Annotated in this window: 12 protein-coding genes; 10 read left to right on the plus strand and 2 right to left on the minus strand. The window is 65.1% G+C overall.

Annotated features, from left to right (window positions below; all coding sequences use genetic code 11):
- Positions 1 to 30 precede the first annotated feature (30 nt).
- The gene (apaG, locus tag ACE3P0_RS14780; protein WP_374403468.1) at positions 31 to 414 is read right to left on the minus strand and encodes a Co2+/Mg2+ efflux protein ApaG; all 384 of its coding nucleotides are present in this window, start codon (positions 412 to 414) and stop codon (positions 31 to 33) included.
- 134 nt (positions 415 to 548) lie between these two features.
- Here apaG and rpe point away from each other — a divergent pair, with 134 nt between their 5' ends.
- The 7 genes from rpe (at position 549) to ACE3P0_RS14815 (ending at position 10194) form a co-directional block, all read left to right on the plus strand.
- Positions 549 to 1241 carry a ribulose-phosphate 3-epimerase gene (gene rpe, locus ACE3P0_RS14785; protein ID WP_374403469.1) on the plus strand — a complete coding sequence of 231 codons (693 nt, stop codon included), beginning with the start codon at positions 549 to 551 and terminating at the stop codon, positions 1239 to 1241.
- A 3-nt stretch (positions 1242 to 1244) separates the two neighbouring features.
- Entirely contained in the window at positions 1245 to 1931 is a 687-nt protein-coding gene (locus ACE3P0_RS14790) for a phosphoglycolate phosphatase (protein WP_374403470.1), read from the plus strand.
- A 234-nt stretch (positions 1932 to 2165) separates the two neighbouring features.
- A complete protein-coding gene (gene trpE, locus ACE3P0_RS14795) occupies positions 2166 to 3653 on the plus strand; it encodes an anthranilate synthase component I (RefSeq protein ID WP_374403471.1) in 1488 nt (495 codons plus the stop codon).
- An 11-nt stretch (positions 3654 to 3664) separates the two neighbouring features.
- Entirely contained in the window at positions 3665 to 4228 is a 564-nt protein-coding gene (locus ACE3P0_RS14800) for an aminodeoxychorismate/anthranilate synthase component II (protein WP_374403472.1), read from the plus strand.
- Positions 4229 to 4284: 56 nt separating this feature from the next.
- Entirely contained in the window at positions 4285 to 5313 is a 1029-nt protein-coding gene (trpD, locus tag ACE3P0_RS14805) for an anthranilate phosphoribosyltransferase (RefSeq protein ID WP_374403473.1), read from the plus strand.
- 15 nt (positions 5314 to 5328) lie between these two features.
- A complete protein-coding gene (trpC, locus tag ACE3P0_RS14810; RefSeq protein WP_374403475.1) occupies positions 5329 to 6156 on the plus strand; it encodes an indole-3-glycerol phosphate synthase TrpC in 828 nt (275 codons plus the stop codon).
- An 18-nt stretch (positions 6157 to 6174) separates the two neighbouring features.
- The gene (locus tag ACE3P0_RS14815; protein WP_374403476.1) at positions 6175 to 10194 is read left to right on the plus strand and encodes a translocation/assembly module TamB domain-containing protein; all 4020 of its coding nucleotides are present in this window, start codon (positions 6175 to 6177) and stop codon (positions 10192 to 10194) included.
- Here ACE3P0_RS14815 and ACE3P0_RS14820 read toward each other — a convergent pair.
- Positions 10181 to 10390, minus strand: coding sequence for a hypothetical protein (locus ACE3P0_RS14820; RefSeq protein WP_374403477.1), 210 nt, complete (start codon positions 10388 to 10390; stop codon positions 10181 to 10183). The two genes, ACE3P0_RS14815 and ACE3P0_RS14820, sit on opposite strands and share 14 nt — an antisense overlap.
- A 120-nt stretch (positions 10391 to 10510) precedes the next feature.
- Between ACE3P0_RS14820 and msrA the strand changes: the two genes are divergently transcribed.
- The 3 genes from msrA to ACE3P0_RS14835 all read left to right on the plus strand — a co-directional run bounded on the left by msrA (position 10511) and on the right by ACE3P0_RS14835 (position 12828).
- Positions 10511 to 11056: a peptide-methionine (S)-S-oxide reductase MsrA gene (gene msrA / locus ACE3P0_RS14825; RefSeq protein WP_374403478.1), complete on the plus strand. Its 546-nt coding sequence runs from the start codon at positions 10511 to 10513 to the stop codon at positions 11054 to 11056.
- Between the two features lie 81 nt (positions 11057 to 11137).
- Complete coding sequence (locus tag ACE3P0_RS14830) at positions 11138 to 11764, plus strand: DUF47 domain-containing protein (protein WP_374403480.1); 627 nt, start codon at positions 11138 to 11140, stop codon at positions 11762 to 11764.
- Positions 11765 to 11805: 41 nt separating this feature from the next.
- Positions 11806 to 12828 carry an anion permease gene (locus ACE3P0_RS14835; protein WP_374403481.1) on the plus strand — a complete coding sequence of 341 codons (1023 nt, stop codon included), beginning with the start codon at positions 11806 to 11808 and terminating at the stop codon, positions 12826 to 12828.
- Positions 12829 to 12934: the final 106 nt, after the last annotated feature.

Raw genomic sequence — 12934 nt, forward strand, 5'->3', positions numbered from 1 at the left:
CCTGCGGCGCGGATCGGTCCGCGGCCGCGTTCAGTGAAGCATGCCGGGCGCGGCGAGCACGAATTCCGGAATCTCGGCTTCGAACTGTGTGCCGTCTTCCGCCACCATCTGATAGGCGCCTCGCATCGTACCGACCGCGGTCGCAATGGCGCAGCCGCTGGTGTACTCGAAGGCTTCGCCCGGAGCGAGCCGGGGCTGCTCGCCGATCACGCCAATGCCTCTTACTTCCTGCACATGCCCTGCGGCATCGGTGATCACCCAGTGACGGCTGATCAGTTGCGCGGGCGCGTCGCCAGTGTTTTCGATCGTCACCTTGTAGGCAAAGACGAAACGGCCCGCTTCCGCGTCCGACTGCTCTTCGATGTATTGCGCTTGGGCGGAGACGGTAATCGCTGGCGACTTTGCTTCAGGCATGGCGGGTTGGCCGGGTTTGAGTCAGACCCTCATTCAAACGGGCATTCGCGCGGCGCGCCATGTTCGAATTCACGGTCCGTTTCCGGAATCTGCGCGCATCTGGGAAAATCGCATTTTTGGGGTGGGGGAACACCGTGAGTTATCGTATTGCGCCGAGCATCCTGTCGGCAAACTTCGCCAAGCTTGGCGAAGAGGTTCTGAATGTTCTGGCGTCCGGCGCCGACTGGGTCCACTTCGACGTGATGGACAACCACTATGTGCCGAACCTGACGATTGGCCCGCTGGTCTGCGAGGCGCTGCGCCCGCTGACGAACGCGACGATCGATGTGCACCTGATGGTCGAGCCGGTCGATGCGCTGGTGCCGATGTTCGCCAAGGCCGGCGCCAATGTCATCACCTTCCACCCGGAAGCGACCCGGCATGTGGATCGCACGCTGGCGCTGATCCGCGACCACGGCTGCCAGGCTGGCCTGGTGTTCAATCCGGCCACGCCGCTGTCGTGGCTGGACCATGTGATGGACAAGATAGATCTGATCATGCTGATGTCGGTGAACCCCGGCTTCGGTGGGCAGAAATTCATCCCGCAGACGCTGGTGAAGCTCGCCGAAGCGCGCAAGCGCCTCGATGCCTGGGAACAGCAAACCGGCAAGAAGGTGCTGCTTGAGATCGACGGTGGCGTGAAAGTCGACAACATCGCCGAGATCGCCCGCGCGGGGGCGGATACCTTTGTGGCCGGTTCGGCGGTGTTCGGTGCCGGCAAGGCCAGCGACCCCAACCGTTACGACAGCGTGATCGCGGCGCTGCGCGAGCAGCTGGCGCAGGTCTGAACGATGACGACGCCCCGCTTTGATGTGGATGTGGTGCTGTTCGATCTGGATGGCACCTTGCTCGACACCATCCCCGATCTCCACGAGGCCGCGCGCCGCATGCTCGAAGAACTGGGCGAGCCGGTGCGCTCGATCGACGAGGTCACACGTTTCGTTGGACGCGGCATTCCGAATCTGGTGGAACGCTGTCTGACCGACGGCCGCGCGCCGCGTGACGCTGCAACCATAGAGGCTGCGGTGGCGGTGTTCCGCCGTCACTACGGCGTGGTGAACGGCCATTCGACGCGGATCTACGAAGGCGTTGCAGAAACGCTTGCCGCCCTGCAGGCGCAAGGCATCCGCATGGCGTGCATCACGAACAAGGCGGGCGCCTTCACCTTGCCCTTGCTCGATCACATGGGGCTGGCGCGTTTCTTTGGCTGCGTGGTCAGCGGCGACACGCTGCCGGTGAAGAAGCCGGACCCCGCGCCGCTGTTGCATGCATGCGACGCGCTGGGCGTATCGCCGACGCGTGCGTTGATGGTCGGCGACTCGGCCAACGACGCACTGGCTGCGCAGTCGGCGGGCATCCCGGTGCTGTTGATGACCTACGGTTACAGCGAGGGCCGCGCCGTGGACACCATCGAATGCGACGGGTTAGTATCGGCCTTCCCCGGATTGCTGCGCCTGATCGGGCGCGCTTCGGCCTGAACCTCTACCCTCATGACCAGCGAGAACCTGAACATCGGAAAGGAGCACCTCCCGTCTCGCGCCGCCGCACGATGGCAGCGCATCGGGTGCTCGTGGCGGGCGCTTTAAGCCCCCATACCGCAGTTCCGGCGCGGCCCGCTCGCGCCCAGATGTTCAGGACAATCCGCCCGCGACCAGCTTGAAGTGCGCCTCACCGATTGGGCGCCCGGCGCGGGACAAGAACGTGGAGTCATGATGACCGAATCCGAATTCCTCGCGTTGGCCCAACAGGGTTACAACCGAATCCCCCTGACGCTCGAGACCTTTGCCGATCTCGATACGCCGCTGTCGATCTACCTGAAGCTTGCCAACGAGTCCTGGACCTACCTGCTGGAATCCGTGCAGGGCGGCGAGCGCTTCGGCCGCTACTCCATCATCGGCCTGCGCGCCAACACCCGCATCGAGGTGTATGGCCGCTCGGCGCTGCTGCTGACCAACGACCGCCTGGTTGAACGCCGCGATTACGGCGATCCGCTCAACTACATCGGCGAATTCATGCAGCGCATCAAGGTGCCGCCGCGCGACGGATTGCCGCGTTACTGCGGCGGCCTGGTCGGTGCCTTTGGCTACGACACCGTGCGCTACATCGAACCCAAGCTCGCCAAGCACGAACCGAAAGATCCGCTGGGCGTACCGGACATCGTGCTGCTGCTGTCGGAAGAGATCGCGATCGTCGATAACCTTTCTGGCAAGCTCACGCTGGTGGTTTACGCCGAGCCGGAAGTGCCCGGCGCCTACAAGCGCGCACAGCGTCGCCTGAAGGAGCTGCTCGCGAAGCTGCGCGAGCCCGTTGCGATTCCGCAGGATGTGTCGGTCGAACCGGCCGAGGCAGTCAGCAGCTTTGGCGAAGAGGCTTTCAAGGCCGCGGTCGGGCGCGCCAAACAGTACATCGTGGATGGCGACATCATGCAGGTGGTGCTGTCGCAGCGCATGAGCAAACCGTTTGCGGCGAGCCCGATGGCGCTCTACCGCAGTCTGCGTGCGCTCAACCCCAGCCCCTACATGTTCTACTTCAACTTCGAGGACTTCCATGTCGTCGGCGCTTCGCCGGAGATTCTGGTCAAGCTCGAAGACGGTACGGTGACGGTGCGGCCGATCGCGGGCACCCGCAAGCGGGGCGCCACGCATGAAGAGGATCTTGCGCTGGAAAAGGATCTGCTCGCGGACGAGAAGGAACGCGCCGAGCACCTGCAGTTGCTCGACCTTGGCCGCAACGATGTCGGCCGCGTCGCCGCCACTGGCAGCGTCAAGGTGACCGAGCAGTTCATCGTCGAACGCTACTCGCATGTGATGCACATCGTCTCCAACGTCGAGGGTGAGCTCAAGGAGCTCGACGACAAGCGCGCCGCGCCGCTCGCCGTGCTGCGCGCAGCGTTCCCGGCAGGCACCGTGTCGGGTGCGCCGAAGGTGCGTGCGATGGAGATCATCGACGAGCTAGAACCGGTCAAGCGTGGCATCTACGCCGGTGCGGTCGGCTACCTCGGTTTCGATGGCGAGCTGGACGTCGCGATCGCGATTCGCACCGCGGTGCTGAAGGATGGTCAGCTGCATGTACAGGCGGGTGCCGGCATCGTTGCCGACTCCAACCCCGAATCGGAATGGCAGGAAACGCAGAACAAGGCCCGTGCGGTCTTGCGCGCTGCCGAGATGGCCGAACGCGGCCTCGATACCCGATTCGAATAAGGAGTTCCGCCATGTTGCTGATGATCGACAACTACGACAGCTTTACCTACAACCTCGTGCAGTACTTCGGCGAACTGGGTGCCGATGTACGCGTGTTCCGCAACGACCAGATCACCGTTGAGCAGATCGAGCTGATGCAGCCCGAGAAGCTCGTCGTCTCCCCCGGCCCGTGTTCGCCGGCCGAGGCGGGCATCTCGGTGGCGGCGATCAAGCATTTCGCCGGCAAGCTGCCGATCCTCGGCGTGTGCCTGGGGCACCAGTCGATCGGCGCGGCTCTCGGCGGCAAGATCGTGCATGCCAAGCGTCTGATGCACGGCAAGACTTCGCCGATCTCTCATGCCGACAAGGGCGTGTTCCGCGGCTTGCCCAACCCCTTTACTGCAACGCGCTACCACTCGCTGGCGATCGAGCGTGAGAGCTGTCCGGAGTGCCTTGAAGTGACCGCATGGACCGAAGACGGCGAGATCATGGGCGTACGCCATCGCACGCTGCCGATCGAAGGTGTGCAGTTCCACCCCGAGTCGATCCTGACCGAAGGCGGCCATCAGTTGCTGAAGAACTTTCTCGACATGTGAAAGCACATGAATGAAGCGGCCTTGGGCCGCTTCATTCGCATGTGCGGAGGATCAGCATGACCCCCCAAGAAGCCCTTCAACGCGTCATCGAACACCGCGAGATCTTCCATGAGGAAATGGTCGACCTGATGCGGCAGATCATGTCTGGCCAGGTGTCGCCGGTGATGATCGCGGCGATCATCTCCGGCCTTCGCGTGAAGAAGGAAACCGTCGGCGAGATCGCCGGCGCCGCCACCGTGATGCGCGAGTTCGCCACTAAGGTGCCGCTCAAATCCGATGTGCAGACGTTGGTCGACACCTGTGGCACCGGTGGCGATGGCGCGCACACCTTCAATATTTCCACCGGCGCGATGTTTGTTGCCGCAGCAGCCGGCGCACGCGTCGCAAAGCATGGTGGGCGCTCGGTGTCGTCGCAGTCGGGTTCGGCCGACGTGCTCGAATCGCTGGGCGTGAATCTCGCGCTGACGCCGGAGCAGGTCGGCGCCTGCATCGACGACATTGGCGTCGGCTTCATGTTCGCGCCCAGCCACCATGCGGCGATGAAACACGCCGGGCCAGTGCGGCGTGAGCTCGGCGTGCGCACGATCTTCAACATCCTCGGCCCGCTGACCAACCCGGCCAACGCGGCGAACCAGTTGATGGGCGTGTTCCACCCCGATCTGGTCGGCATCCAGGTGCGGGTGCTGCAGCGCCTTAGCGCGCGCAACGTGATGATCGTGCACGGGCTGGATGGTCTCGACGAACTCTCGATCTCCGCGCCAACTATGGTCGGCGAATTGCGCGACGGCGTGGTGCGCGAGTACCGCCTCTCGCCTGAAGATGTCGGCCTGCCGCTGCATGCCGCCTCGGCCTTGCGTGCCGCGACCGTCGAGGATTCGCGCGAGATGCTGCTCGGCGCGCTGACCGGCAAGCTGCCCGCCGCGCGCGACATCGTCGCCTTCAACGCCGGAGCGAGCCTGTACGTGGCCGGTATCGCCGATTCGCTGGCGGATGGCGTCGAGCGCGCGATTGCGACGATCGCAAGCGGCGCGGCGCGTGCCAAGGTCGACCAGTTGGTCGAGTACACCAAGAAATTTGCCGCCTGAGCGACGGACGAACCGATGTCAGACATTCTTCAGAAGATCATCGCAACCAAGCGCGAGGAAGTGGCCGCCGATACCGCGATGGTGTCGCGCGAGGCAATGCGTGCCGCCGCGGATCAGGGCGGGCCGCTACGCGATTTCGTTGGCGCGCTGCGCGCGAAGATCGCCGCCGGGCAGTCCGGCGTGATCGCCGAGATCAAGAAGGCGAGCCCCTCGAAAGGCGTGATCCGCGCGGACTTCCGCCCGGCCGAGATCGCAGCGTCGTATGAGCAGGGCGGTGCGGCCTGTCTGTCGGTGCTGACCGATCGCGATTACTTCCAGGGCTCACCGGATTACCTCAAGGCGGCGCGGGCCGCGTGTGCGCTGCCGGTGCTGCGCAAGGACTTCATCGTCGACAGCTACCAGGTACACGAAGCGCGTGCGATGGGGGCGGATTGCATCCTGCTGATCGTCGCGGCCTTCCTGCCGCCCGAAGGTGCCGTCGGGCACGCACCCGCGACCGCGCTGGCGCAGCTCGCCGCGCTTGAAGCCGAGGCGCATGCGCTAGGCATGGCGGTGCTGGTCGAGGTGCATGACGCGGATGAACTCGATATCGCCTTGCAGTTGAAGACGCCGCTGGTCGGCATCAACAACCGCAACCTGCGCAGCTTCGAGGTCAGCCTCGATGCCACGCTATCGCAGTTGCACCGCATCCCCGCCGATCGCATTGTCGTGACCGAGAGCGGCATCCTGTCGCCCGCTGATGTGGCGACCATGCGTGCGGGGGCCGTCAATGCCTTCCTCGTCGGCGAGGCGTTCATGCGTGCGCCGGACCCGGGCGCCGAGCTGGCGCGATTGTTCGCCTGACACGGCGCCGACCGCGGCATGCAGGCTGACGAAGCCGCTCGCGAAACCGAAGCGCCCGCAGCCGCGCCGCGACGCAGCGTTGTCGGCCGTGCCGCGCGGCGCCCGCTCGCGATCCTGCTGGGGCTGGCGGCGGCCGTGCTGCCGTGGGTCGCGATCGGCTGGTCGATTGGAACCGAAGCCGGGCTGCGCTTTGTCGCGCATGCGATCGACGTGGCAACGCGCGGCCAGATCCGGCTGGAGCAACCGAAGGGCCGGCTGGCGGATTCGTTAAGCGCCGAGCGCTTCGTGTTTGCGATGGCAGGGGTCGAGGTCGACGCACGCCACCTCGCGATCGACTGGTCGCCCTCCGAGCTGCTGCGCGGCTGGGTGTATGCCCGTCGCGTCAGGGTACAGAACCTGTCGGTCACCTACACGCTGTCACACGAACCGAGCGGCCCGCTCAACACGATGGCGCTGCCGATCGGCCTGCGGCTCGACGATGTCGCGCTCGGGCATTTCACGCTGTTCCAGCGCGACGGCAAGCAACTCGACCGCGTGTTCGAATTGCGTGAAGCCGCTGCGTCCGCCGACATGGGGCACGACCTGTGGCGCTTCACGCATGTCTCCGGCACCACCGATTGGGGGCCGGCGCAGCTTGGCGGCACGCTTGCCACTGCGGCGCCGTTCGCGATCAATGCCGACGGCAACATCGCCGCGCATTACGGCCCTCGCGCGATCGAGGCGACACTGGCTGCGCGCGGGTCGCTGACCGAGATGACGCTGGGCGTGCAGGCCAGCAGCGATGCCTTGAAGGCCAACGCTGAGCTTGGCCTGCGCCTGTTCGAGCCGATGCTGCTGCGAACGGTTGCGCTGGAGGGCGGCCCGATCGATCCGAGCCGCTTCCACCCCGACGCGCCAGTTGCCGCGCTGCATGCACGCGTGCGCCTGCAGCCGGCGCTGAATCCGCAAGGCGTGCCGGAGGCGGCCCGGCTCGCCGAATCGCGCATCGAGGGGCCGATCGAGATCACCAACGCAGCACCGGGTCGTATCGACCAGGGGCGGTTGCCGATCGAGCAGGTGGCGGGGCGGCTGACCTTCGACGCCAGCGAACTGATCGTCAAGGAACTGGCTCTCTCGCTTTCCGGCGGTGGCCGTGTCGCCGGCGCGCTGGCCTGGCGCCCGTCGCCCGAAGGCGCTGCGGACGCCGTCGGCCGCACCGACGCACGGATCTCGCTCAGCGGCGTGGACCCGAGCCGTCTTCACAAGGCCCTGCCTGCAGCCAGACTGAACGGCGAGCTCGTCGCACGTGGCGAGCCCGAGCGACAACGGGTTGAAGGGCGCCTGAGCGACGGGCGCCTGCAGGCCGATCTGGCCGGCGGACTGCGCGGCCAGCGTATCGAGCTGGAACGGCTGCGGCTGTCTTCCGGCAACATGCTGGCGAGCGCCGCCGGTTGGTTCGATCTCGGCCCCGCGAACGCCTTCAAGATGGACGGCGAGGCGCGTGAGTTCGATCCGGCCGCGTTCTGGAAGCAGGCGCCGCACGGTCAGCTGAGCGGCACGCTGGCTGCGAGCGGCCGCCTTGCCCCGAGGCTGGCGTTGGATGCGCAGTTGCAGCTTGCCGATAGCCGCCTGGCCGGGATGCCCTTGTCGGGCGGCGGCACGCTGTCGCTCGCAGGTTCCCGTGTTCACCACGCCGATCTGAGCCTGGCGGCGCTCGGCAACCGCCTCTCGGTGCAGGGTGCATTCGGCGCGCCGGGTGACCGCCTCGCGCTGCGCGTGGACGCACCGCAGCTTGAGCATCTGGGGCAAGGTTTTTCGGGCCGTTTGTCCGCACGCGGCACCCTCAGCGGCACCCTGGAGCAGCCTGCCGGCCAGATCGATCTCGCTGCGTCCCAGCTCGCGGTGCCGGACGTCGTCCGCGTCGACGCGGTGAACTTGCGAGGCCGCTTGAGCGAAGGGCGCGAAGGGGCGATTGATGTGCGTTTCACCCTGGGCGGTCTGCGCTCGTCGGCGGGCGCGGATCAGATCGTGCATCGGGGCGCGCTGACGGTGATGGGCACGCGTTCGGATCACCGCGTTACGCTGGAGGCGGACTTCCCGCGTTCACATGCGCTGCAACTGGTTGCGCACGGCGGCCTGTCGGAGCGGCTCGACTGGAACGGCATGCTCGATCGCTTCGATCTGGAGTGGAATGGTGAGGCTTCACTCGTCGAGCCGGCGACCCTGCAGTTTGGCCCGGACCATTTCCAGCTTGGCCAGATGCGCTTGCGCGGTGAGCGCGCATCCTTCCGCCTCGACGAGACGCGCTGGAGCCCCGACGAGATCGTCGCCAAGGGCGCCATGACGGGGCTGCGCCTGGGCCTCGCGCTCAACGAATCGCAGCAGGTGGTCGCACGCGGCAACACGCTGCAAATGGGGGCCGAGTGGGATCTGCATCTGCAGAAGGCGGTGAATGGTCAGATCCGGGTGTTCCGCGAAGAAGGGGATCTCGTGCTTGAGGGCGATGCGCCGGTGGCCCTGGGTCTCACCGAATTTGAAGCCATCGTAGCCGCGAACGACGACCGGCTCGCTCTGGCCGTCAGCGCGGCGGGCTCGCGGATTGGCGTGATCTCCGCGTCGGCAACCGCACAGTCGCGGCGCGAGGGGGACCGCTGGCGTATCGCGCGCAGTCAGCCCCTGCTGGGGCGGGCCCGGCTTGAGGTGCCGTCGGTGGACTGGATCGGGCCACTGATCGACCCGAACCTGCGCACCGAGGGGGCGCTAGTCGGTGATTTCTCGCTCAGTGGTACCCCCGGCAACCCGGTTGCGAGCGGTGCGATCAGCGGCGAGCGACTGGGATTGATGCTGGTGGAGCAGGGCCTGCGCCTGGGCGGCGGTGTGCTGAAGGCGCGTTTTGATGCGGACCGCCTGTATCTCGATGATCTTTCCTTCACGTCACCCAGCCGGGTAAGGCCCAACGAAAAGCGCATCGACTATGCTGGCCTTACGACTCAGCCCGGCAGTGCCAGCGCCACCGGAACTGTTGAACTCGCAACCGGCGAAGGGCGTTTCCGCCTCAACGCAGATCGCCTGCCGATCCTGCAGCGGCGAGATCTCTGGCTGATGCTCTCGGGCGAGGGGGAGATCAAGAGCGGCTGGGATTCGATCGCGGTGACCGGCCACATGACCGTGCCGGCCGGCTTCATCGGGCCGACGCGGACTGGCGCGCCCACGCTGGACGACGATGTCGTGGTGCGCGGCCGCACCAAGCAGCAGGAGAAGCCCTTCCACATCACGGCAGATGTTGATGCCGACCTTGGCAACGCGCTCTATCTGCATGCCTTTGGTGTCGACACCCGCCTGGCGGGTTCGATCCGGCTGCGTGCGCGGCCCGGCGAGGCCTTGCGTGCCAGCGGGCGTATCGAAACCCGCGATGGCCAGTACGATGCCTATGGTCAGCGTTTGTCGATCGACGAGGGGTTGATCACCTTTCAGGGGCCGCTGGACAACCCGACCTTGTCGATCGAGGCGGTTCGCAAGGGCTTGGCGGTCGAGGCCGGTGTGCAGATCACCGGCTCGGCGCAACGGCCCAAAGTCAGGCTGATCTCGGAGCCGAATGTGCCGGATGCCGAGAAGCTCTCGTGGATCGTGCTGGGCCGTGCGCCGGGCGGTAATTCGGACGGCGACGCAGCGATGCTGATGGCGGCTGCGGGCGCAGTGCTGGGTGACCAGACCGGCGGGTTGACCAATCAGATCGCGAATACCTTCGGCATCGATCAGATCATGATCGCGCAGTCGGAGAACCGTGGCCTTGGCCATGGCGCCACGAGCCAGGTTGCCGGCTCTGCCACCGGTTTTTCAAGCAGCAGTGCGAGCGCCGGTGGCGACACGGTTGCAGGGCAGGTGGTGATGCTCAGCAAGCGGCTGACGCGCGACATCAACCTGACCTACGAGCAGAGTCTGAGCGGAAGCGAGAGCCTGGTGAAACTGAGCTATGCGCTGACGCGGCGGATTTCAATGGTCGCGCGTGCAGGCAGCGACAACGCGATCGACCTGCACTACAACATCAGTTTCCGTTGAGCCACTTGGCCGATTTCTGCCCGCTGGCGTGGGCGCGGACCAGGATTTCGGCCGTCTGGCGCGAACGGCAGACGCCCAGTGTGAGCGCGCCGGCGCGTGCAACCCATTCTCCGTAGCGGCCATCAAGGGTGCCTGCCACGCGGCCGTCCGGCGCACGAACGACCCAGATTCCGTCCGCCTGTTTTTCTACTTTCATGCTCCCCCCGATCGGCAAATCGGCGGAGAAATTAAGCGTGGAACTGTGAAACAGTGTTGCATTGCTGCGGTCAAATCTGCGAGCGTTCGGGATGGCGACAAGTTTACACGGAGGTGAGCGATGAGTGAGCAGGCAAGCATGCAGACGGCGATTCTGGGTGGGGGCTGTTTCTGGTGCCTGGAGGCTGTTTTCGAGCAGATGCGCGGGGTGCAGCGGGTGACGTCGGGCTACTGCGGCGGGCACCTGGCGGCCCCTTCATACGAAGCAGTCTGTCGCGGCGATAGCGGCCACGCGGAAGTCGTGAAGATCGAATTCGACGCGGCGCTTGTGAGCTATCGCGAACTGCTCGAAGTGTTCTTCGCGATCCACGATCCGACCACGCTTGACCGGCAGGGCAACGACGTCGGGTCGCAGTACCGCAGCGTGATCTTCTATGCCGACGAAACGCAGCGCGCTGAGGCTGCATCGCTCATGGGCGCGCTTGCGGAAGCGCGCGTGTTTGCAGATCCGATCGTGACCGAGCTGACCCCCGCGTCGCGCTTCTACCCGGCCGAGACTTATCACCAAGGCTATTTTCGCGGTCATGAATCGCAGCCGTATTGCGCCATCGTGGTCGCGCCGAAGCTTGCCAAGTTCCGCCAGAAGTTCGGCAAGCTATTGAAGTGACGGGTTTTTCCTGATTTATGTGGGCGAAAGGGTTTTCGTGGCTTAAAATTACGTTTTCGTTACATTTGGCCGAGAGCCCCCATGTTTGCTCGTCTGATGCCCCGAGAGGGGCGTTTTTTTGAATCCTTCGATGCCGTTGCCATCAAGGCGGTTGAAGCCTCCCGTGAACTCGCTGCGTTGATGTCGGACATCAACCAGTTGCCCAGCCGCCTGCGCCGTATCGAGGCCGTGGAGAAGGAAGCGGACACGCTGACCCACGCCACGCTGGAGATGCTGCACAAGACCTTCATCACGCCGATCGACCGCGAAGACATCCATGCGCTCGCACTGCGCCTCGACGACATCCTCGACGTGAGTGAAGCCGCCGCGCTGACGGTGTACGAATACGACATCCAGAAACTCACGCCGGAAGCCAAGGAACTGGCCGACCTGTGCGTGCAGGCGACCGAGCGGGTGCGCGATGCGGTGGCGCTGATCTCCAACATGGAGAACGCCAAGCGCATCCTCGAACTGTGCAAGGAAATCGGCAGCATCGAGGACGAAACCGACGTCGTCATGCGTGGCGCGATGGCCCGCCTGTTCCGCGAGGAACCGGAAGTCCGCCAGGTGATGAAGATGCGCACGGTGTATGAGCGCCTCGAAGACATGGCCGACCGTTGCTACATCGTTGCCACCATTCTCGAAGGCATCGTGTTCGAGAACGCGTAAGCGTTCCCGGACATGATTGCTGAACTCACCGGGGTTTCCTGATGAGCTTCGAGGTACTTATCCTCCTGATCGCGCTCGCGTTGCTGTTCGACTTCATGAACGGCTTCCACGACGCGGCCAACTCGATCGCGACCGTCGTTTCCACCGGCGTGCTGCGGCCGCAGTGGGCGGTGCTGTGGGCCGCGTTTTTCAACTTCGTCGCCTACTTCCTGTTTCCGCTTAAGGTTGCTGCAACGATCGGCAAGGGCACCATCGACCCATCCATCGTCGACCATTACGTGATCTTCGGAGCTCTGATGGGCGCCGTGGTGTGGAACGGCATTACTTGGTGGTACGGCATCCCGTCCAGCTCCTCGCATGCGCTGATCGGCGGTCTTGTCGGTGCCGCGGTGGCGAAGTCCGGCACCGATTCGCTGATTTCGTCCGGCCTGGTCAAGACGGTGACCTTCATTGTCGTGTCGCCGCTGCTGGGCATGCTGCTTGGCTCGCTGCTGATGCTCGCGGTGTCGTGGATCTTCTTCCGCGTAGCGCCGCGCAAGGTCGACAAGTGGTTCCGGCGATTGCAGCTGGTGTCGGCGTCGCTTTACAGTCTTGGTCACGGTGGCAACGATGCACAGAAGACGGCCGGCATCATCTGGATGCTGCTGATCGCGGTGACGGCGTCGAATCCCGAGGTCGTGCCGCACTGGATGCAGGCGCATAACGACCACCTGCCGGCCTGGGTAGTGATGGCCTGCTACCTGATGATCGGCGGCGGCACCATGTTCGGCGGCTGGCGCATCGTCAAGACGATGGGGCAGAAGATCACCAAGCTCAAACCGGTTGGCGGCTTCTGTGCCGAAACCGGCGGCGCGATGACACTGTTCCTCGCCAGCGCTTTCGGCATCCCGGTGTCGACCACGCATACGATTACCGGCGCCATCGTCGGCGTCGGCTCGTGCAACAACGCCAAGGCCGTACGCTGGGGCGTGGCGGGCAACATCGTGTGGGCCTGGATCCTGACGATTCCGTGCTCGGCTTTCGTCGCGGCGCTGGCCTGGGAAATCGGGCGTCGCGTGTTCTAACTTCAGAACGGCGCCGGGTAGTTTCGCAGGGGCGGCCTTCGGGCCGCCCCGGCTGCATTTTGCGGCGACAACATGCGATGATCTTGGCTCACGGCGAGCCGGGGGG

The sequence above is a fragment of the Niveibacterium sp. genome (genome assembly GCF_041909475.1).
Lineage (GTDB): Bacteria > Pseudomonadota > Gammaproteobacteria > Burkholderiales > Rhodocyclaceae > Niveibacterium.